Raw genomic sequence first — 22,162 nt, 5'->3', positions numbered from 1 at the left:
TGTATGAATATAAATGGAACACAGTTCCTACAATGGAAAGGACGATTTTATGTCTACATATATTAAAGCAGATCAATTTTATTACCCACATGGGGTTCGCCGTGGAGGCTATTTGGAGCTTGTTGATGGCAAGTTTGGAAAACATGTGGAAAGCTTACCAGAAGGTGCGGATGTATTGGATTATTCTGGTTACAGCATTGCGCCTGGCCTGGTGGATACCCATATTCACGGTTTTGGTGGGGTAGATGTGATGGATAACAATATCGAAGGCACTCTCCATACCATGAGTGAAGGTCTCTTGAGTACAGGGGTTACGAGCTTTTTGCCTACGACCCTGACTTCCTCTTACGAACAACTTTTGGCAGTAACTGAAAATATCGGTGCACGATACAAAGAAGCAACAGGAGCTAAGATTCGCGGGATTTATTTTGAAGGACCTTATTTCACAGAAAAATACAAGGGAGCTCAAAATCCATCTTATATGAAGGATCCAAGTATGGAAGAATTCCGGGCTTGGCAAAAAGCTGCCAATGGTCTGTTGAATAAGATTGCCCTTGCCCCCGAGCGTGAAGGGGTAGAAGAATTTGTTCGGACCATTACAGGAGAAGGGGTGACAGTCGCCCTTGGCCACTCCAATGCTACTTTTGAAGAAGCTAAAAAAGCGGTTGATGCAGGTGCGAGTGTCTGGGTTCATGCCTACAATGGTATGCGTGGTTTGACACACCGTGAACTCGGTATGGTTGGTGCTATGTATGAGTTGCCTCATACTACAGCAGAGTTGATCTGTGATGGCCATCACGTTGATCCGCTAGCGTGTGATATCCTGATGAAACAAAAAGGGAAAGAAAATGTTGCCTTGATTACTGACTGTATGACAGCTGGGGGCTTAGAAGACGGGGACTATATGCTTGGGGAATTCCCGGTTGTGGTCGCTGAAGGGACTGCTCGCTTGAAATCAACTGGTAATCTAGCTGGCTCAATCTTAAAATTGAAAGATGGATTAAAAAATGTTGTAGAGTGGGGGATTGCTAACCCTCACGAAGCAGTGATGATGGCCAGTCTTAATCCTGCAAAATCAGTCCATATTGATGATGTTTGTGGTCAAATCCGTGAAGGATATGATGCGGACTTCATCGTACTTGACCAAAATTTGGATCTGGTTGCGACCTATCTCGATGGTGTCAAACGTTACCAAGCTACCAATTAGATTCAAGAATCGAAGATAGAATACTTCCTCTCTAGGTTATACCTAGAGAGGTTTTTGTTTACCAATGGTAGTGCAATTTTGTGAATGCTGTCTTTTCATGCTATAATGGGAATTGAAATGTGAGGTAGCTTATGAAGGCAATTGATATACGTTTTTTATTGATGGGAATTTTTTTCTTGCTCTATGGTATTGTAAGAAAAAATATCTTTATTGTGATCGTTGGTGGGGCATTTTTAGTTTATAGTTTTTATAGCAAGAAGATGGAGCCAACCAAGAAAAATATTTTTAAGCCAGAGCTCAAGCTTCGAGGGCCTAAGAAACCGAAATCGAAGAAAGGAAAGAAAAAATGAATCATTATCGTTTAAATAATGGAGTGGAGATTCCTGTATTGGGATTTGGAACCTGGAAAGCAGCGGATGGAGAAGAAGCTTATCAAGCTGTTTTAGCTGCTTTAAAAGCAGGTTATCGCCATATTGACACAGCTGCGATTTATCAAAATGAAGAGAGCGTTGGTCGTGCCATTAAGGATAGTGGTCTTAAGCGCGAAGACTTGTTTATTACCACCAAACTTTGGAATACGAATCACACCTATGAAGATGCTCAAGCTGCTTTGGAAGCGTCTCTTGAAAAACTGGGCTTGGACTATGTCGATCTTTATTTGATTCATTGGCCAAATCCAAAGCCCCTTCGAGAAAATGATGCTTGGAAAGTGCGAAACGCTGAGATTTGGCGAGCCATGGAAGATATGCTAGCTGCTGGCAAGGTTCGGGCTATTGGTATTAGCAATTTTCTGCCTCATCATTTGGAAGCCCTCCTTGAAACAGCTCACGTCATACCGGCTGTGAACCAAATTCGTTTAGCCCCTGGGGTTTACCAAAGCGAAGCCATTGCAGCAAGTCGCAAGCATGGTATTTTACTAGAAGCTTGGGGACCTTTTGGCCAAGGAGAATTGTTCCAAAATGAACAAGTAAAAGAAATGGCTGCCAAATATGGAAAGACTGTCGCTCAACTAGCCCTGGCATGGAGTTTGCAAGAAGGCTTCCTTCCATTGCCCAAATCGGTTACGCCTGAGCGGATTGCAAGTAATCTAAATTGCTTTGATTTTGAATTGACGGCAGATGATGTGGAACTCCTTCGCCATCTTCCGGTTGAATCAGGTGCACCAGATCCAGATAGTAAAGAATTTTAAGAGAAAAGTTCTACTTATTAAAAACCGAGGACACCTTTGTTCTCGGTTTTTAAATATTTTTAACCATTAAATAGTTTTAAAACACTAACAAAAACAGACGTTCTATAATAAATTTCTACACATATCTTCCTTTTATCGAACGAAAATAAATTAATAATTAGTAACGTTCGTAAATGTTACATTTGTGTTACAATTCAGGTTTGATCGAATTTTCAGACAATTTTGCGCTATAATAGTTACTATTAAAATAAAAGGGGAGTTTCTATGAATAAACAAGAGCGTTTTTCATTAAGAAAATACAAATTTGGTGTAGCCTCAGTTTTATTAGGGGCTGTTTTGGTATTTGGAACTGCACAAGCGAGTGCAGATGAACAAGCAACGGGCCAAACGAGGACTGAAACACAACTTGTAGCACCTATTCAACAGCCACCAGCTGAAAAACAAGAGTTACAAGTTGCAGAAACTGCGAATACAGTCACTAGTGAAAAAGTAGAGGTTTCTAAAGAAACTGCTATTACGGAAAAAGAAGCTATTAGCAAAGAGGCTACTGTTCTTGAAAAAATAGAGGCTCCTAAAGAGGGAACAGCTGCTCCACAAACAAATACGGAAGAGACAGTTAAACCGGTAGAAAAAGCTACAGCAGTGGCTACTCCGACAAGCTCTGAAACAAGTGAGCGCCGTAATGGAGCTGAAAAACCTCAAAGTATTGAAAGCAACGAGATTATTACTGTTCCACAAACCTGGAACCAAGGTTATAAAGGTGAAGGAATGGTAGTTGCCGTGATTGATTCTGGTTTGGATGTCAACCATGAGGTTCTTCGTATTACCGATTCTTCAAAAGCCAAGTTCAAAAATCAAGAAGAATTGGAAGCAGCCAAGAAAGCAGCAGGAATTGATTATGGGAAATGGTACAATGATAAAGTCGTCTATGCCTATGATTACTTTGATGGTACCGATAATATAAAAGAAGCTGAAAGAGATTCTCACGGGATGCATGTTACCGGGATTGCAGCGGGGAATCCTGAAAAAGAAGCAGGAAATGGTAAAAAAATCTATGGTGTAGCACCAGAAGCACAAGTCATGTTCATGCGTGTCTTTTCAGATCGGCAAAAAACAACTGGTTCTGCACTTTATGTAAAAGCAATTGATGATGCGGTGGCTCTCGGTGCAGATACCATCAATATGAGTCTTGGCTCGTCTACTGGTTCTACGGTCAATGCTGATTCAGATATTGTTGATGCCATCAAACGGGCGCGTGCCAAAGGTGTATCTGTCTTAATCTCCGCCGGAAATAGCAATACTTTTGGGAACGGTTATTCAAGACCAGCAGCTGAAAATCCGGACTATGGCTTGGTTGGAAATCCTTCAACAGTAGAGGACTCTATCTCTGTTGCCTCCATCAATAACAAAATCATTACAACAGAAGTTTTTGAAGTTAAAGGCTTGGAAGGTCATGCGGAAGCAGATAATGGAAAGTTTGATTACAGTAAATCTGCTGCAGATGCTGACTTTGAAAAAGGCAAAGAGTATGAATATGTATCTGTTGGACTTGGGAAAGAGGATGATTTCAAAGATCTAGACCTTACTGGTAAATTAGCCCTTATCCAACGTGGGGAAATTCCATTCTCAGAAAAAATTGCCAATGCATTCCATCATGGTGCTGCAGGAGCTTTGGTCTACAATAATGTGGATGGTTCTAATCTTGGTATGTCTATCGATGGGGATGCAAAAAAAATCCCATCGGTCTTCATTTCAAAACGTTATGGGGAAGCTCTTAAAGCAGGATCCTACAAAATTGTCTTCAACAATACCATGGCCAATCGCCCATCTCCAGAGGCGGATCAATTGTCAGATTTCTCAAGCTGGGGAGTCACAACAGACGGTCAGTTGAAACCAGATGTAACAGCACCTGGGGGCAATATCTTCTCTTCTTTGAATGACAATACCTACGGAGATTTGAGTGGTACAAGTATGGCTTCTCCTCACGTGGCAGGTGTCGCCGCCTTGGTCAAAGAATACCTTGTGAAGCATCACCCAGAATTAACTCCAGAACAAGTTTCTGAAACAGTGAAAGCCTTGATCATGTCTACGGCTAAACCACATGTTAATAAAGAAACGGGTGCTTATACTTCTCCTCGTCAACAGGGAGCAGGGGTGGTCGATACGGCAGCTTCCGTATCAACAGACTTGTATGTCACTGGTGAAAACAATTACCCAAGTGTCACTCTTGGAAATGTTGGAGATAGCTTTACATTTGATGTTACAGTTCACAATATTTCAGATACTGATCGTACCTTGAAGATGCTGGTCAATACAGACACAGATGAAGTGAAAGATGGTAAATTTACTCTTCGCCCACGTAAATTAACAGAAACTGCTTGGCCAGAAGTGACTGTGAAAGCACATAGTTCTGAAACAGTTACGGTGAAAGTCGACACAAGTAAATTCACAGAAGAATTGAGCAAAGAAATGCCAAACGGCTATTTCCTTGAAGGGTTTGTTCGCTTTGTTGATCCAGCAGATGATGGAGATGTGGTCAGCATACCATTTATGGGCTTCAAGGGAGAATTCCAAAATCTTCCCGCAGTTGAAAAGCCGGTCTATGATTTGGTTCGCGAAGGAAAAGATGGATTCTACTACCATATTCCAAAAGATTTAAATATCTCATCGAGTGCCAATGTTTCTGCGCTCGTCACTCAGCAAAATGACTTCCTTCTCACTCAAGGAAAACGAGATGGTCGTCGGATGACAGTCCTTGGTATTGACGAAAATGCAGAAGGAACTCACACCCTTCAACTAGATGAAAACGGAAATGTTCGCATTGCCATTTCACCAAATGAAGATGGAAATAAAGATTTCGTCGAATACAAGACAGTTGCTCTTCGAAATATTGAAAACCTTCGTGCAAGTGTCTACGCAGCAAGTGATACGGAACATCAACATCCAATTTGGGAAGGAACACCATCTGACCATCGTAAGAACTTCTTCAACGGTGACCAAAAGAACCCACGCAGCTACACATTAGATAATACTGCTTGGTCTGGTAGCGATGCCAATGGAAATGCGGTAGCAGACGGTTTATATGATTATGTCATCCGTTATACCCCAATGGTTCCAGGAGCTGAAGAGCAATCAACGACCTTCAAGGTTCGGGTCGATACTCAAAAACCAGTGATTACATCTGGATATATTCGCTTTAAAGACGGAGCACAACAGTTTGTAGCACGTAAATCCAAAGATGTTGGTGAAGGCGGTATCTTGACAGAAAAACTAGTTTATGTCACACCATTTGATGATCAAGGAACGATGGTCCAAACCAATGAAGATAAGAATGGTACGCGTGCTCTAGAAAATTATCATGTCATTAAGGCCAATGAAGATGGTAGCTTCGATCTTCCTGAAAACATCGAGAAGAAGAATATCTACTATTATGTAGAAGATTTTGCAGGCAACGTGGATTACATTTCATTAGCTGATTTGGTACGGGATCAAAATAGTGGTCGGGTTCAAATTGCAGTGCGTGATGCTAAGACCAACAAAGATTTGGACACCATGTACGTCTATCGTATTAAGGACAGCAATGGTCAATATGTATCAGTTGATAAAACAAAAGATATCAACTTCTTGAACTTTGGCCATTATATTGCAGAAATCTTTACCTATGATCGTACTGAAGTGAAATTTGTCAGCAGCTTGACGCAAGAGTTCGATTTGACAGAAGAGAATAGTTTCCAAACGATCGCATTCCTTGCCAACACCTTGGAATACGCACCAGTCAGCATTCGCTTTGATCAACCAGTTTCAAAAGCTGCTACGCTCGTATTGAAAGGTGCAGAGGGCGAAAATTTTGTATTGCCTGCTGAAAAGTATGGTAAGAATGGCTTTGGTAAATCAGTAGCAACCGGTCAATATACTTTAGTTGCAACCCTTCCGACAGGTTATGAATTGGCTGAGGAAGCGCCGGTGATTACAGTTGTTGCAGGTCGAAACAATGTTTACCGTCTTGGAGTGATCTCAAAAGTAGATCTCTTAGCTGCCTTAAACAACCAAGCGGATGTTATCAAGACAGCTCACTACTTCAATGCGAGTGCCGATAAGAAAGAAGCCTATGATCAAGCCTTGCAAGCTGCTCAAGCAGCCTTGACCAATAAGGTCAGTCAAGAGCAAGTCAACCAGGTAGTGGCTGGTCTTAAAGCTGCCAGTCAAGCTTTGGATGGCAAAGACTCAAATGTTGCAGCTTTGAAAGAAGCGATGCAGGCTTACGATGCTACAACTAAAACTGGACGGTATGCCAATGCCAAAGAAAAAGTACGTCGGGACTACGATCGTGCCTTCCAAACAGTGGCTTTACTTGCAGTAGATCAAACTGTGAAACAAGAACAAATCAATCAAGCGCTTGCTGAGTTGAGCCGTGCGGAAGGAAAATTAAATGGGAAAGCAACTGATTTTTCAAGCCTTGAAAAATACATCAAGGAAGAATTGAAGTTCCAAGAAAAGAATGCTAAATTCATCTATGCTGGAAATGAAGAAAAAGAAGCTTACTTAGTTGCCTTCAAGGATGCACAAACCATCCTTTCAAACCCAGGAGCAAGTCAGCAAGATGTAAAAGATGCTTTGACAGCTTTGAAAAATGCCAAGAAAAAACTTCATGGTAAAAAACCAAAAGCTGCAAGACGTCCTTAATCCAAATAAGATTGTTTGTTAGCCTAAAATCCGTATGGAACAATTGATTCATACGGATTTTTATTTACAAGGATGTAGAAATCTGCTATAATACTAGTCAAGAAAGAAGGGCTTATGGCGTTTTTCTAGCGAGCTTGGGGTAGTGAAAGCCAAGTAGAACAAAGTGGGCATCGGCGCTTTCTCTCAGTAAAAAGCTGAGTACAGTAACATAAAATGAAGTAATAAATTAGGGTGGAACCGCGTTTCTGACGCCCCTAGGTCATAGACTTAGGAGCAAAGACACGGTTCTTTTTGTATCCTGAGTCGGGCTCAATCATATAGAAAAAGGAGTAAAACATGTCTAAAAAATTGACTTTCCACTGCGTCAGTGGCAGAGACCTCCTTTCAGTCGGACTGCCCCACGCTCAGCACTAGGCTGCCTGAGCTAGACGCAGTACTAACTCGTCTTGCCTCGTATGATCGACGAGGCAGACTCGTGTCGCAAGAATTTATAAAAAGGAGAAGAAGATGTCTAAAAAATTAACCTTCCAAGAAATTATTTTGACTTTGCAACAATACTGGAATGACCAGGGGTGTATGCTCATGCAGGCTTATGATAATGAGAAGGGTGCGGGAACCATGAGCCCATATACCTTCCTTCGTGCCATTGGTCCTGAGCCATGGAATGCGGCTTATGTAGAGCCATCACGTCGTCCAGCGGACGGTCGTTACGGGGAAAACCCAAACCGTCTTTACCAACACCACCAATTCCAAGTGGTTATGAAACCATCACCATCAAACATCCAGGAGCTTTACATTGAGTCATTGGAAAAATTGGGGATCAATCCATTGGAACACGATATCCGCTTCGTTGAAGATAACTGGGAAAACCCATCAACTGGTTCAGCAGGTCTTGGATGGGAAGTGTGGCTTGATGGTATGGAAATCACGCAATTCACCTACTTCCAACAAGTCGGTGGTTTGGCAACTGGTCCTGTTACCGCTGAGGTTACCTACGGATTGGAACGCTTAGCTTCTTATATCCAAGAAGTAGACTCCGTTTACGATATTGAGTGGGCTCCAGGTGTTAAATACGGAGAAATCTTCCTTCAACCAGAATATGAGCATTCAAAATACAGCTTTGAAGTTTCTGACCAAGATATGCTTCTTGAAAACTTTGAAAAGTTTGAAAAAGAAGCTGGACGTGCTTTGGAATTGGGTCTTGTACACCCAGCCTATGACTACGTTTTGAAATGTTCACATACCTTCAACTTGCTTGATGCTCGTGGAGCGGTATCCGTTACAGAACGTGCCGGTTACATTGCCCGCATCCGTAACTTGGCCCGTGTTGTAGCTAAAACATTCGTAGCAGAACGTAAAAAACTTGGTTACCCACTTCTCGACGAAGCCACACGCGCAAAACTCCTAGCAGAAGAGGAAGAATAAAAAGAGTATATTAAAAAGGATTTGATTAATAGAGGAATCCTACAGAACCAGTTGCCGCAGTGATAGAGGTATCGTTAGAGAAACTAACGATACCAGGCAAAATTGGAGACCTTAGGCTCCAATTTTAGCAATGAAACGACGCAGTCGGTTGCTTGCGTGCCAATCACATAAGGCAAACTGGAAAAAAAGATATTTTTCGGAGAAAAAACATGACAAAAAACTTACTAGTAGAACTTGGACTTGAAGAGTTGCCAGCCTACGTTGTCACACCAAGTGAAAAACAACTCGGTGAGAAAATGGCAGCCTTCTTGGATGACAACCGTCTTTCATACGAAAGCATTCAAACCTTCTCAACTCCCCGTCGTTTGGCCGTCCGTGTACTTGGCTTGGCTGATCAACAAACAGATTTGACTGAAGATTTTAAAGGACCATCTAAGAAGATCGCCTTGGACGCAGATGGAAACTTCTCAAAAGCAGCCCAAGGATTTGTTCGTGGGAAGGGCTTGACCGTTGACGATATCGAATTCCGTGAAGTCAAAGGGGAAGAGTACGTTTACGTGACGAAACACGAAGCTGGAAAACCTGCCAAAGAAGTTTTGGCTGGCATCCCAGAAGTGCTTGCTTCATTGACTTTCCCTGTCAGCATGCACTGGGCTAACAACAGCTTTGAATACATTCGCCCTGTTCACACCTTAATCGTCCTTTTGGGAGATGAAGCGCTTAAACTAGACTTCTTGGATATTCAATCAGGTCGTGTGAGCCGTGGACACCGTTTCCTCGGACACGAAGTGGAAATCACCAATGCGGATTCTTATGAAGAAGACCTTCGTACGGTTTATGTGATTGCAGATAGCAAAGAGCGTGAAAACATGATTCGTGAGCAAATCAAGACTATCGAAGCAGAACAAGGTGTTCAAGTCCAAATCGAAGAAGGACTTCTAAACGAAGTCTTGAACTTGGTGGAATACCCAACTGCCTTTATGGGAAGTTTTGACACCAAATATTTGGACGTTCCAGAAGAAGTTTTGGTGACCTCAATGGAAACGCACCAACGTTACTTTGTCGTACGTGACCTTGATGGTCAGCTGAAACCAAACTTCATTTCTGTCCGGAATGGGAACGCTGAGCACTTGGAAAATGTCGTTCGAGGAAATGAGAAGGTATTGGTGGCACGTCTCGAAGATGGTGAATTCTTCTGGCGTGAAGACCAAAAACTTAAGATTGAAGACCTGGTTGCAAAATTGGCACACGTGACCTTCCATGAAAAGATTGGTTCACTCTCTGAACACATGGCCCGTGCTGGTGTCATTGCAGCTTCCTTGGCTGAGCAAGCTGGTTTAACTGCCGAAGAAAGAGCAGCAGTAGCTCGCGCAGCTGAAATCTACAAATTTGACCTCTTGACGGGTATGGTCGGAGAGTTCGATGAATTGCAAGGAATCATGGGTGAAAAATACGCCCTCCTTGCTGGTGAGGATGCTGCGGTTGCGACAGCTATCCGTGAGCACTACCTTCCTGATGCAGCAGATGGAGCCCTTCCAGAGACTAAGGTTGGTGCTATCCTTGCGCTTGCAGATAAATTGGATACCCTTCTTTCCTTCTTCTCAGTCGGTTTGATTCCGTCTGGTTCCAATGATCCTTATGCGCTTCGCCGTGCAACGCAAGGGATTGTTCGGATCTTGGATGCCTTTGGTTGGTACATCCCGATGGATGAGTTAATCGACAGCCTTTACGCTCTTTCATTTGCTAGCCTTTCTTATGACAATCAAGCAGAAGTGCTCAACTTCATCAAGGCGCGTGTGGACAAGATGATGGGACGTACACCAAAAGATATCAAAGAAGCCGTTCTTGCTGGTTCAAACTTTGTCGTAGCAGATATGCTGGAAGCAGCTGAAGCTCTTTCAGAAGCTGCTAAGACGGATGGTTACAAGGCAGCTGTTGAGTCACTCTCACGTGCCTTCAACTTGGCAGAAAAAGCAGATGCTTCAGTAACAGTCGATGCTAGTCTCTTTGAAAATGATCAAGAAAAGGCCCTTGCTAAGGCGATTGAAGAATTAGAATTGACTGGTTCAGCTAGTGATAAATTGGCACAGCTCTTTGCTCTTAGCCCAGTCATCGATGCCTTCTTTGACAATACCATGGTGATGGCTGAAGATGAAGCTGTCAAAAATAACCGTTTGGCCCTGCTTGCAGGCCTTGTGTCTAAAGCTAATGCTGTTGCAGCCTTTAATCAATTGAATACAAAATAAGTACCTGTTGACAGGTAGAAAGTAGGTCTGATAATGACACCTGAAAAAATTGCTCGGATCAATGAGCTGGCAAAAAAGAAAAAAACAGAAGGTTTGACACCAGAAGAAGCAGTGGAACAAGCAAAACTTCGTGAGGAATATATTGAGGGTTATCGTCGCTCAGTTCGTCACCACATCGAAGGAATTAAAGTGGTTGACGAAGAAGGTAACGATGTGACGCCTGAAAAACTTCGTCAAGTCCAACGAGAAAAAGGCTTGCATGGCCGTAGCCTTGATGATCCTGAATCATAATCAAAAGCCTGCTGGAAGAGACTCCAGTAGGCTTTTCTATATATGAAATTCAGAGTATTCTGTGCTAGATTGACCAGTTTTTAAAAACGTGATATAGTATACTATGTGAAAATTTGATTATACTTTTCTGAAAGTATACAGAAAAAGAATTGGAGTAATCATATGTCAAAAAAACATCATACTGGTGAAGAAACCGAAAATGGGATGGTTCGTGGTCTGCAAAATCGGCATGTTCAGCTGATCGCTATTGCAGGAACCATCGGGACAGGACTCTTTCTTGGAGCCGGTCGTTCCCTTTCTTTAACAGGTCCATCTATTATTTTAGTCTATATGCTGACAGGAGTTTTCATGTACTTGATGATGAGGGCTATTGGAGAGATGCTTTATATGGACCCAGATCAACATACCTTTATCAACTTTATTACCAAGTACTTAGGAAAGGGTTGGGGCTACTTTTCAGGATGGTCCTATTGGGTTTCCTTGGTATTCCTTGGGATGGCAGAAATTACAGCCGTTTCCAACTATGTCCAGCTCTGGTTCCCTAATTGGTCAGCCTGGCAGATACAAATTATCTTTTTAGCGCTTTTAAGCTGTGTGAATTTGATTGCTGTGAAGGTCTTTGGAGAGGTTGAATTCTGGTTTGGCATGATCAAGATTGTCACTATTTTGGCCTTGATCGCAACAGGGATCTTTATGGTGACGACGAATTTTGAAACACCAGCTGGACAGGCTAGCTTAAGTAACATTAGTAATGGTTTTCAAATGTTTCCAAATGGTTGGGTCAAGTTCGTAATGGCCTTCCAAATGGTCTTCTTTGCTTATCAAGCGATTGAGTTTGTTGGAATTACCACATCAGAGACAGCCAATCCCCGCCAGGTCTTACCGAAAGCCATTAAAGAAATTCCAATCCGAATTGTGATTTTTTATGTAGGAGCATTGTTGGCAATTATGGCAATTTTCCCTTGGCAACAGCTTCCCGTCAATAAATCACCATTTGTGACGGTCTTTCAAATGGTAGGAATCAAGTGGGCAGCAGGATTGATTAATTTTGTTGTACTGACAGCTGCTGCATCTTCCTTGAACTCCACCCTCTATTCAACAGGGCGTCACTTGTACCAGATTGCAAAAGAAACGCCAAACAGTAAGGTGATGAATCGTTTGAAGCTGAATAGCTTGTCTCGAATGGGGATTCCAAGTCGTGCGATTATTTTCTCTGCGATTGTAGTTGCTGTTTCAGCCTTTATCAATATCTTGCCAGGTGTTTCAGATGCCTTTGCCTTGATTACGGCCTCTTCTTCAGGGGTTTACATTGCTATTTATATTTTGACAATGTTAGCCCATCTTAAGTACCGTAAATCGAAAGAGTTTATGCCGGACGGATTTGTCATGCCGGCCTACAAAGTACTGAATCCATTAACAATTGTTTTCTTCCTCTTTGTATTCGTTTGTCTCTTCTTACAGAAATCAACCTATATTGGTGCGATTGGAGCAACTATCTGGATTATTCTCTTTGGAATTTATAGTAATTGGAAACACAATAAATAAGCAGCAAAACTTACCCTTGGGTGAGTTTTGTATTGTTTTAAAGCCTTCTTATTTTCCCTTCTTTTAATAAATTTCTTGGAGTGAAGATAAGAAAAACAGAGAGGGAAAAATTATGTCTTTTCCCTCTCTGTTTTTTGTCTTTGAACTGTTTTTTTGAGCCACCAAAGTGAGGCGACTAGGATTAGTGTAGCCAGCCAAAAAATCCAAGCTTCAATGGTAGTTAGGAAAAAGTAGAGGGCGATAATATCGACCAATAAAAATGGGATGAGAGTCTGTTTACTTAATTTCATATGAATATTGTATCATAAATTGTAGCGGAAACAAGTAGAATCAAGATTCTCAAGGATCTTTTATATCATAGCAAAAGATCAGAATGGATTCGTTCGTGTAATTTTCTTCAGGAGTGCATCTTGCTCCTATTTATGGTAAAATGGTTAAGATATGAGTAAAGAATTTCATCATGTAACGGTCTTGCTCCATGAAACGATTGATATGCTGGATGTAAAGCCAGATGGAATCTATGTGGATGCCACTTTAGGTGGAGCTGGCCATAGCGAATATTTGTTAACAAAATTAGGTGAATCAGGCCACCTGTATGCCTTTGATCAAGATCAGCATGCGCTTGAAAATGCCAAAATTCGTTTGGCACCTTTCATTGAAAAAGGTATGGTGACTTTTATCAAGGATAATTTCCGTCATTTGCAAGAGCGCTTGAATGAATTAGGTGTGACTGAAATTGATGGAATTTGTTATGATTTAGGGGTTTCCAGCCCTCAGTTAGATGAACGGGAACGTGGATTTTCTTACAAGAAAGATGCGCCGTTGGACATGCGGATGAATCAAGAAGCTTCCTTAACAGCCTATGAGGTCGTCAATAGCTACGATTACCATGATCTCGTACGCATCTTTTTCAAATATGGAGAGGACAAATTTTCCAAGCAAATTGCGCGGAAAATTGAGCAAGCACGAGCAATTAAACCGATTGAAACGACGACTGAATTAGCAGAGATTATTAAATCTGCTAAACCAGCTAAGGAGCTCAAGAAAAAGGGTCATCCTGCTAAACAGATCTTCCAAGCCATTCGTATCGAAGTCAATGACGAACTGGGAGCGGCGGATGAATCGATTCAGCAAGCCATGGATTTGTTGGCCCTCGATGGTCGTATTTCTGTGATTACCTTTCATTCGTTAGAGGATCGATTGACCAAACAATTGTTTAAAGAAGCTTCGACGGTTGAGGTTCCAAAGGGGCTTCCCTTTATTCCAGATGATTTGAAACCAAAGATGGAGTTAGTCAACCGGAAACCTATTTTGCCAAGTGAAGAAGAGCTTGAGGAAAATAATCGATCTCATTCAGCAAAATTACGGGTTGCTCGAAAAATACACAAGTAAGAGGAATTGATATGGCAGCAAGAGATGAGAGAACAAGAACACAGGTATTGCAAGACCACTTTCGCCGCTTCTCTAGAGTAGAAAAGGCTTTTTATGGGTCGATTGTCTTAACAGCTGTGATTTTAGCCATTAGTATCGTCTTTATGCAGACACGAATTTTACAAGTACAGAGTGAGTTGACTGATTTGAATACGGAACTAGAAGCCAAAAAGACGGAATTGGCAGATGTTCGTCAAGAGGTCAATGAATTAACACGTTATGACCGCTTATCACAGTTGGCTAGCTCCCAAGGAATGAAGCTGCAAAAAGAAAATCGAAAAACAGTGAGTGCAAGTAGTGATGAATAAATTTAAAAAATTTTTAATCGGGTATTCGATAAAGAAACGTCGCTTGCCGGATCAGAATCGAAAACAAGTTGGAAAAAATCTCAGTGTACTGGCGATTTTCCTCTTTTTTCTCTTTCTGATTAATTTTGCAATGATTATTGGGACTGACAAAAAATTCGGTGTGACCTTATCGGATCAAGCAAAAAAAGTCCATGAGCAGACGGTTATTGTTCCTGCAAAACGTGGAACGATCTATGACCGAAATGGAGCAGTAATTGCTGAAGATGCTACGACCTATAACGTTTATGCCGTTATTGATAAAAAGTACAAATCAGCAACCGGAAAAATCCTCTATGTAGAAGAGAGCCAATTTAAAAAAGTAGCAGAAATCTTTAAGCAGTACTTAGGGATGGATGAAGATTACGTCATTCAACAGTTGTCGCAAAAGAAATTGAAACAAGTTTCTTTTGGATCGAACGGAAACGGCATTACTTATAGTAATATGACGGCTATCCGTGAGGCTATGGAAGCGGCGAAGATTAAAGGGGTTTCCTTTACAACTAGTCCAAATCGGAGCTATAAAAATGGAGTTTTTGCCTCTCAATTTATAGGTCAGGCCTCTCTTCAAGAAGATAAAGAGGGAAATAAAACCTTGAAGGGGCAATCAGGAATGGAGAAATCCCTCGATCGTATTCTCGCTGGTCAAAATGGAGTCATCACCTATGACAAAGACCGAAACGGGAATATCGTTCCTGGTTCAGATAAGGTTTCTGTCAAAACAGAAGATGGAAAAGATGTTTATACGACCATCTCAGCAGAATTGCAGACCTACCTCGAGACACGTATGGATGTTTTCCAAGAAAAGGTAAAAGGAAAGTATGTTAGTGCGACTCTTGTGAGTGCAAAAACAGGAGAGATCCTAGCGACAACGCAACGTCCATCCTATAATGCGGATACCAAACAAGGACTGGATCTGAAAAACTTGAAAACCTGGAATACCATCCTTTATCAAGATCAATATGAACCGGGTTCAACGATGAAGGTCATGTTATTAGCTTCGGCGATTGATCATGGAACCTTCCCAGCCTATAATGAAGTATACTACAGTAACGAACTACAAGTAAAAGATGCGACCATCCGTGACTGGGATGTCAATATGGGACTGTCTGAAGGTCGCTATATGAATATCGCGCAGAGCTTTGCTTATTCAAGTAACATTGGGATGACCAAGCTTGAACAGAAGATGGGCAATAATGTCTGGATGAATTACCTCACACTCTTTAAGTTCGGACTCCCTACTCGTTTTGGTATGGGCGATGAGAGTTTTGGAAGCTTGCCGGGTGATAACTATGTCACTCAAGCCATGTCTTCTTTTGGTCAGGGGATTTCCGTCAGTCAAACTCAAATGTTACGGGCCTTTAGTGCTATCGCCAATGATGGGCAAATGTTGGAGCCGAAGTTTATTAGTGCCATTTACGATAAAAAATCAGACACAGCCCGCAAATCAAAAAAAGAAGTTGTTGGAAAACCAGTTTCAGGATCAGCTGCGCAACAGACTCGAAATTATATGATTACGGTCGGAACAGATCCAGAGTATGGGACTTTGTACAGTGATGGACCTATCATTCAGGTACCCGGTCAAAACGTTGCAGTGAAATCAGGGACTGCCCAAATTGCGACAGATCAAGGATACTTGCAAGGAGAAAATGATTATATCAACTCGGTTGTAGCGATGACACCTGCAGAAGACCCTGAATTCATCATGTATGTAACGGTCCAACAACCAGAAGTGAAATTTTCAGCCACTAGCTGGGAAGAGCTGGTCAATCCTATTTTGGAAGATGCAGTTGCTTTAAAAGACGAATTGCACTTAACATCAGAGGCACCAACTTTGGATGATGTGACTAAAGAAACGACTTACAAAATCCCTTCAGTGGAAACTCTCTCTAAAGAGTTGAATCTGAAGCAAAATCTAAGCCCAGGTGCTTATTCAGAGGAATTGCGTCGCAATTTGGTGCAACCAATTGTACTAGGGACCGGTAAAAATATCCGCAAGATGTCTGTGGATGTGGGCTCTAAAGTCAAAGCCAATCAACAAGTATTGTTATTGACAGAAGACTTTGATGTTGTTCCAGATATGTATGGTTGGACTAAGAAAAATGCAGACATCTTTGGAGAATGGACTGGAATTGAAATTACCTATAAAGGTAGTGGAAAGAAAGTAACCAAACAAAGTGTCAAAATGAACACCTCACTCAATAAAACCAAAAAGATTACGTTAACATTAGGAGACTAAGATGTATATTGCTACGATCCTTGTATCGTTTCTATTAACAGTGGCTGCTATTCCAGCCTTTATTCGATTTTACCATCGTGCTCATATTTCTGGGCAACAAATGCATGAAGATGTGAAACAACACAAAGCGAAAGCTGGCACTCCGACAATGGGTGGAGTGGTGTTTCTCATTACAGCAGTTCTAGTCAGTTTTGTCGTTACCGTATTGACTGGAAATTTCACGCGACCTGTTCAACTTACTCTATTTATCTTGATTCTATATGGAATTGTTGGATTTTTGGATGACTTTTTAAAAGTTTTTCGTAAGATTAATGAAGGGCTCAATCCAAAGCAAAAATTAGCTCTTCAACTCGTTGGTGGAATCATCTTCTATATTTTTTCTGAACGCCACGGTACAGGAAGCCTTTTGAATGTCTTTGGTTACGATCTTTACTTGGGCCATTTCTACATTCTCTTTGCTTTGTTTTGGTTGGTTGGTTTTTCAAATGCTGTCAATTTGACAGATGGGATTGATGGATTAGCCAGCATTTCCGTTGCCATTAGCCTGAGTGCCTATTCCTTTATTGCCTATATGCAAGGAAAATGGGATATTCTCTTTGTCACCTTAAGTATGATTGGGGCCTTGCTTGGATTCTTTGTCTTCAACCACAAGCCAGCTAAAATCTTTATGGGAGATGTCGGTAGTCTTGCTCTTGGAGGGATGCTTGCAGCTTTGTCAATGGCTCTGCATGTAGAGTGGACCCTGCTCCTGATTGGTCTTGTCTATGTCATTGAAACAGGTTCAGTGATGCTACAAGTGACCTATTTCAAATGGACCAAGAAACGCTACGGGGAAGGGCGACGGATTTTCAGAATGACTCCTTTCCACCATCATTTAGAACTGGGTGGACTTTCTGGAAATGGCCAAAACTGGTCAGAATGGAAAGTGGATGCCTTTATGTGGTCCATTGCCTTGGTAACAAGTGTCATCACTCTTGTTCTTCTCTACTTATAAAAAAAGACGGTGGGCTTGCCTATCGTTTTTTGCTGACTCAGAGAGACTTTGTTGGTTAGGAAAAATGACTCATAAGAGAGGCACGAAGTCAGCTTTTCTGATATAATAATAGAGATCATGAAAGGAACTGAGAAAATGAAATTTACAGAGTTTAATTTTAAGCCTTATATTCAAGAGGCACTGAAAGAAATCAATTTTAGAGAAGCAACCGAAGTACAGGAAAAACTAATTCCGATTGTCTTAGCTGGGAATGATTTGGTTGGAGAATCTAAGACAGGATCTGGAAAAACCCATACTTTCCTCTTGCCGATTTTTCAAACGTTAAATGAAGACAACGATCAGGTTGAAGCGGTGATTACGGCTCCTAGTCGGGAGTTAGCAACGCAAATTTACCAAGCTGCTCGTCAAATCGCTAGTCATTCTGAAAAAGAAATTCGGATTGCCAATTATGTTGGAGGAACGGATAAAAGTCGTCAGATTGAAAAATTGCAGGTCAAACAACCGCATATCGTGATTGGAACTCCAGGGCGGATCTATGATCTGGTTGCATCTGGAGATCTGGCTATCCATAAGGCCCATACCTTTGTGGTAGATGAGGCGGATATGACACTGGATATGGGATTTTTGTCTACCGTAGATAAGATTGCTTCAAGACTTCCGCAACAACTACAATTTTTAGTTTTTTCAGCCACCATTCCACAAAAATTACAGCCTTTCTTGAAAAAATATCTCTCAAACCCAGTCATGGAGCAAATTAAGACCAAGACGGTGATTTCAGATACCATCGATAATTGGCTGGTTTCGACCAAGGGTCGGGATAAAAATGAGCAAATTTTCCAATTGACCAAGACCTTGCAACCTTATTTGGCCATGATTTTCGTCAATACAAAAACGAGAGCAGATGATCTTCATGCCTATTTAGTGGCTCAGGGCCTAAAAGTGGCGAAGATTCACGGAGATATCCCACCACGTGAACGGAAACGCATCATGAATCAGGTTAAAAATCTTGATTTTGAGTATATTGTGGCCACAGATTTAGCAGCTCGTGGAATTGATATCGAAGGGGTGAGTCACGTCATTAACGATGCTATTCCACAAGATCTCTCCTTCTTCGTTCACCGTGTTGGCCGGACAGGGCGCAATGGTCTACCAGGTGTCGCTATTACTCTTTATCAACCGAGTGATGATTCAGATATCCGTGAACTAGAAAAAATGGGGATTCGTTTCGTACCGAAAGTGTTGAAAAATGGGGTTATTGAAGATACTTATGATCGGGACAGACGGGCCAATCGTGAGAAAAAGCAAGAGAAACTTGACATTGAAATGATTGGTCTGGTGAAGAAGAAAAAGAAAAAAATCAAACCAGGCTACAAGAAAAAAATCAAATGGGCAGTTGATGAAAAGCGGAGAAAAGCTAAACGAGCTGAAAACCGTGCGCGTGGTCGGGCGGAACGAAAGGCCAAACGTCAAACTTTCTAACCATTGTTTCAAATGTTCAGAAGAAAACATAGATTTTCTTTATGAACTCCATAAAGAAAAACTATTAGGAACTTGTCTAAAATTATGATAGACTAAATTTGAGTAGTCTATCATTTTTCTATTTCTGTAGCAATTTTTGGAATTCCGATAGTGAATGTGATAGAATGTTTATGTTCGAGAAAGGAAGTAACAAAAATGTTTACAACTAATCTTTTAACTGCCAACTGGTATGCTGACTTTTTAAAACACGTTCCAGATAGCAAGCTGTTTAGTTTGAGAGCCGTATTGGATGCATTTCCGGCAGTCATTGGGAAATTGCCTGTGACGATTTTATTAGCCCTAGGAGGTGCATTTTTTGGGATTATTTTTGCCATGATTTTTGCTCTGGTAAAAATTAATCGTGTACGAATTCTTTACCCGATTCAAGCTGTTTTTGTCAGTTTTTTACGGGGGACTCCATTGTTGGTTCAGTTGATGTTGACCTATTATGGGATTCCTCTTATTTTAAAAGCGATCAATCAGTCTTATGGAACAGCTTTTAATATTAATGCCATTCCAGCTGAGTTATTTGCAATTGTGGCTCTTGCCTTTAATGAGGCGGCTTATGCGAGTGAGACCATACGGGCAGCCATTTTAGCAGTGGATCCTGGTGAAATTGAGGCAGCGCGTAGTCTTGGGATGACCAACCGTCAAGTTTATCGCCGGATTATTATTCCCAATGCAGCAGTCGTTGCAACTCCTACTTTAATCAACTCTCTCATTGGCTTGACCAAGGGGACCTCGCTAGCCTTTAGTGCCAGTGTAGTTGAAATTTTTGCCCAAGCACGGATTATTGGGGGGAGCGATTTGAAGTACTTTGAACGCTTTATCACGGTATCGATTGTTTACTGGATTGTGAACATTCTCATTGAAATACTAGGCCGTCACATTGAACGTCGACTGGATATTGAGACTCCCGTAGCAATTGATTTACCAGATCAGGAGGTCCGGATCTAATGATTTATATTTCAGAATTATCAAAGACATTTTCAGGTCAAAAGGTTTTAAATAATCTAAGTTTGGAAATTCAAAAAGGGGAAGTCGTGGCCTTAATCGGGTCTTCGGGAGCTGGTAAATCAACCTTCTTACGCAGTTTAAACTATTTGGAAGCTCCAGACAGTGGTAGAATTAAGATTGATGATTTCGAGGTTGATTTTGAGCACATTACCCAAGATCAAATCTTGACCTTAAGAAGAAAATTGGCCATGGTGTTCCAACAGTTTAATTTGTTTGGTAGAAAAACAGCTCTTGAAAATGTGAAAGAAGGGCTCATTGTTGTGAAGGGCTTATCCGACCAAGAAGCAACGAAAATTGCTCGAGAAGAACTGGCAAAAGTCGGCTTATCGGATCGTGAAAATCACTATCCTCGTCACCTCTCAGGTGGACAAAAACAACGGGTGGCTTTGGCCCGTGCCTTGGCCATGAAACCAGAGGTTCTTTTGCTGGATGAACCGACTTCGGCCTTGGATCCAGAATTGGTTGGAGAAGTTGAAAAATCCATTGCCAATGCAGCAAAATCAGGACAAACCATGGTACTGGTCAGCCATGATATGTCTTTTGTAGCGCAAGTAGCAGATAAGGTCCTATTTTTGGATAAAGGACGGATTATTGAATCTGGAACACCAGAGGAAATCATGCAACATCCAAAAGAAGAACGGACAAAAGAATTCTTTGCTAGTTACAAACGGACCTATGTTTGATATAATAGAGGAGAGGTAAGACTCAGCTGGCGATGCTAGCTGGGTTTGTTTTCTGAAAATGTAAAAATATTTGGAGTCGTGATGTTAAATAAATTATTGTCCTTATATTTACAAAGTTTAGTGACGACAACGATTTTAGTTGGGATCGCTTCTTGTATTTGGATTGGCTACCGTGCTCTTAAGAAGAAAGATAAAACAGCCAAGCAACGACAAGCCCATTTGTATGATATCCTCTTAATTGATATCATGACGATTCCTATTTTAACCTTTGCGGTCATAGGGATTTTGTTTATCTTTCAAGCACGATAATTGCAAAAAGACCGTGTTAGAATTATAATGGTTACAACAAAACAGAAAGAGGTTGAGTATGTTTGATACAGTGATTATTGGAGCAGGTCCTGCAGGGATGACTGCTGCCCTTTATGCAGCACGAAGCAATTTAAAGGTCGCATTGATTGAGAGAGGAATTCCAGGCGGTCAAATGAACAATACGTCTGACATTGAAAACTATCCTGGCTATGCGAATATTAGTGGCCCAGACTTGGCTGAAAAAATGTTTGAGCCTTTAGAAAATCTTGGTGTGGAACATTTGTTTGGTCAGGTAGAGCGCATCGAAGACCTCGGAGCAACCAAAAAGATTGTCACAGATGATGGGGAATTTGAAGCTAAAACCGTGGTGATTGCAACAGGGTCTAACCACCGTCCATTGAATGTCCCTGGCGAAGAGGAGCTGAATAGTAGAGGGGTTTCCTACTGTGCTGTTTGTGATGGTGCTTTCTTTAGAGACGAGGATCTCTTGGTCGTTGGTGGTGGCGATTCTGCGGTAGAAGAAGCTGTCTTTTTGACTCAGTTTGCAAAAACAGTGACCATTGCCCATCGTCGTGATCAGTTGCGTGCCCAAAAAGTTCTTCAAGACCGTGCCTTTGCCAATGATAAAATTCACTTTGCTTGGAATACGGTTGTTGAAGAAATTAAGGGGGAACCAAAAGTAACGTCTGTCCTTTTAAAAGATGTGAAGACAGGAGAGGTTAGAGAGCAGGCCTTTGGTGGTGTCTTTATCTATGTCGGTTTAGATCCTGTCAGTGATTTTGCGACGGAACTTGGTATTTTAGATGAAAATGGCTGGGTGGTGACGGATGATCATATGAGAACCACAGTCCCAGGTATTTTTGCGGTTGGTGATGTTCGTCAAAAAGACCTACGTCAAGTGACGACAGCCGTCGGAGACGGTGCGATTGCTGGCCAAGAAGTTTATAAATATATCACAGAAAACTTTTAATCTTTTAAAAATCTGAGGTTTGTGTCTCAGATTTTTTTTGTGCTTTCCTTTCAGTATTCAATGGGGCTGAA

17 protein-coding genes are annotated in these 22,162 nt (G+C 41.5%); all 17 read left to right on the top strand.

What is annotated here, in order from left to right; translation table 11 throughout:
* Positions 1-49: 49 nt before the first annotated feature.
* Entirely contained in the window at positions 50-1,207 is a 1,158-nt protein-coding gene (nagA, locus tag QM830_RS10320) for an N-acetylglucosamine-6-phosphate deacetylase (protein ID WP_042760248.1), read from the top strand.
* Positions 1,208-1,338: 131 nt separating this feature from the next.
* A complete protein-coding gene (locus tag QM830_RS10315) occupies positions 1,339-1,557 on the top strand; it encodes a hypothetical protein (RefSeq protein ID WP_049515157.1) in 219 nt (72 codons plus the stop codon).
* A complete protein-coding gene (locus tag QM830_RS10310; RefSeq protein WP_414326908.1) occupies positions 1,554-2,396 on the top strand; it encodes an aldo/keto reductase in 843 nt (280 codons plus the stop codon). Before QM830_RS10315 ends, QM830_RS10310 begins: the two co-directional genes overlap by 4 nt.
* A gap of 264 nt (positions 2,397-2,660) precedes the next feature.
* Positions 2,661-7,079 carry a S8 family serine peptidase gene (locus QM830_RS10305; protein WP_414326906.1) on the top strand — a complete coding sequence of 1,473 codons (4,419 nt, stop codon included), beginning with the start codon at positions 2,661-2,663 and terminating at the stop codon, positions 7,077-7,079.
* A gap of 507 nt (positions 7,080-7,586) precedes the next feature.
* On the top strand, positions 7,587-8,504 hold the full coding sequence (gene glyQ / locus QM830_RS10300; RefSeq protein WP_414326904.1) for a glycine--tRNA ligase subunit alpha: 918 nt from the start codon (positions 7,587-7,589) through the stop codon (positions 8,502-8,504).
* 209 nt (positions 8,505-8,713) lie between these two features.
* Positions 8,714-10,750 carry a glycine--tRNA ligase subunit beta gene (glyS, locus tag QM830_RS10295; protein WP_414326902.1) on the top strand — a complete coding sequence of 679 codons (2,037 nt, stop codon included), beginning with the start codon at positions 8,714-8,716 and terminating at the stop codon, positions 10,748-10,750.
* A gap of 33 nt (positions 10,751-10,783) precedes the next feature.
* Positions 10,784-11,041, top strand: coding sequence for a DUF896 family protein (locus QM830_RS10290; protein WP_009732316.1), 258 nt, complete (start codon positions 10,784-10,786; stop codon positions 11,039-11,041).
* A gap of 162 nt (positions 11,042-11,203) precedes the next feature.
* Positions 11,204-12,586 (top strand): amino acid permease, encoded by a 1,383-nt coding sequence (locus tag QM830_RS10285; protein WP_414326900.1) that lies wholly within the window; start codon positions 11,204-11,206, stop codon positions 12,584-12,586.
* A gap of 441 nt (positions 12,587-13,027) precedes the next feature.
* Positions 13,028-13,978: a 16S rRNA (cytosine(1402)-N(4))-methyltransferase RsmH gene (gene rsmH / locus QM830_RS10280; protein ID WP_414326899.1), complete on the top strand. Its 951-nt coding sequence runs from the start codon at positions 13,028-13,030 to the stop codon at positions 13,976-13,978.
* A gap of 11 nt (positions 13,979-13,989) precedes the next feature.
* A complete protein-coding gene (ftsL, locus tag QM830_RS10275) occupies positions 13,990-14,325 on the top strand; it encodes a cell division protein FtsL (protein ID WP_003010374.1) in 336 nt (111 codons plus the stop codon).
* Positions 14,318-16,600, top strand: a complete 2,283-nt coding sequence (gene pbp2X, locus QM830_RS10270; protein WP_414326897.1) for a penicillin-binding protein PBP2X — start codon at positions 14,318-14,320, stop codon at positions 16,598-16,600. The genes ftsL and pbp2X overlap by 8 nt, the downstream gene beginning before the upstream one ends.
* Position 16,601: 1 nt before the next feature.
* Positions 16,602-17,594 (top strand): phospho-N-acetylmuramoyl-pentapeptide-transferase, encoded by a 993-nt coding sequence (mraY, locus tag QM830_RS10265; protein WP_414326895.1) that lies wholly within the window; start codon positions 16,602-16,604, stop codon positions 17,592-17,594.
* Between the two features lie 135 nt (positions 17,595-17,729).
* A complete protein-coding gene (locus QM830_RS10260; protein ID WP_414326893.1) occupies positions 17,730-19,073 on the top strand; it encodes a DEAD/DEAH box helicase in 1,344 nt (447 codons plus the stop codon).
* A 195-nt stretch (positions 19,074-19,268) separates the two neighbouring features.
* Positions 19,269-20,069, top strand: a complete 801-nt coding sequence (locus tag QM830_RS10255) for an amino acid ABC transporter permease (protein WP_342984095.1) — start codon at positions 19,269-19,271, stop codon at positions 20,067-20,069.
* Positions 20,069-20,812, top strand: a complete 744-nt coding sequence (locus QM830_RS10250; RefSeq protein ID WP_003003991.1) for an amino acid ABC transporter ATP-binding protein — start codon at positions 20,069-20,071, stop codon at positions 20,810-20,812. The genes QM830_RS10255 and QM830_RS10250 overlap by 1 nt, the downstream gene beginning before the upstream one ends.
* An 81-nt stretch (positions 20,813-20,893) precedes the next feature.
* Positions 20,894-21,121, top strand: a complete 228-nt coding sequence (locus QM830_RS10245; RefSeq protein WP_003003995.1) for a DUF4059 family protein — start codon at positions 20,894-20,896, stop codon at positions 21,119-21,121.
* Between the two features lie 58 nt (positions 21,122-21,179).
* Positions 21,180-22,091: a thioredoxin-disulfide reductase gene (gene trxB, locus QM830_RS10240; protein WP_049473361.1), complete on the top strand. Its 912-nt coding sequence runs from the start codon at positions 21,180-21,182 to the stop codon at positions 22,089-22,091.
* The last annotated feature ends 71 nt before the right edge of the window (positions 22,092-22,162 follow it).

It is taken from the genome of Streptococcus sp. OMI750 (assembly GCF_047463895.1).
Lineage (GTDB): Bacteria > Bacillota > Bacilli > Lactobacillales > Streptococcaceae > Streptococcus.
This window is presented reverse-complemented; position numbering and strand designations above follow the sequence as displayed.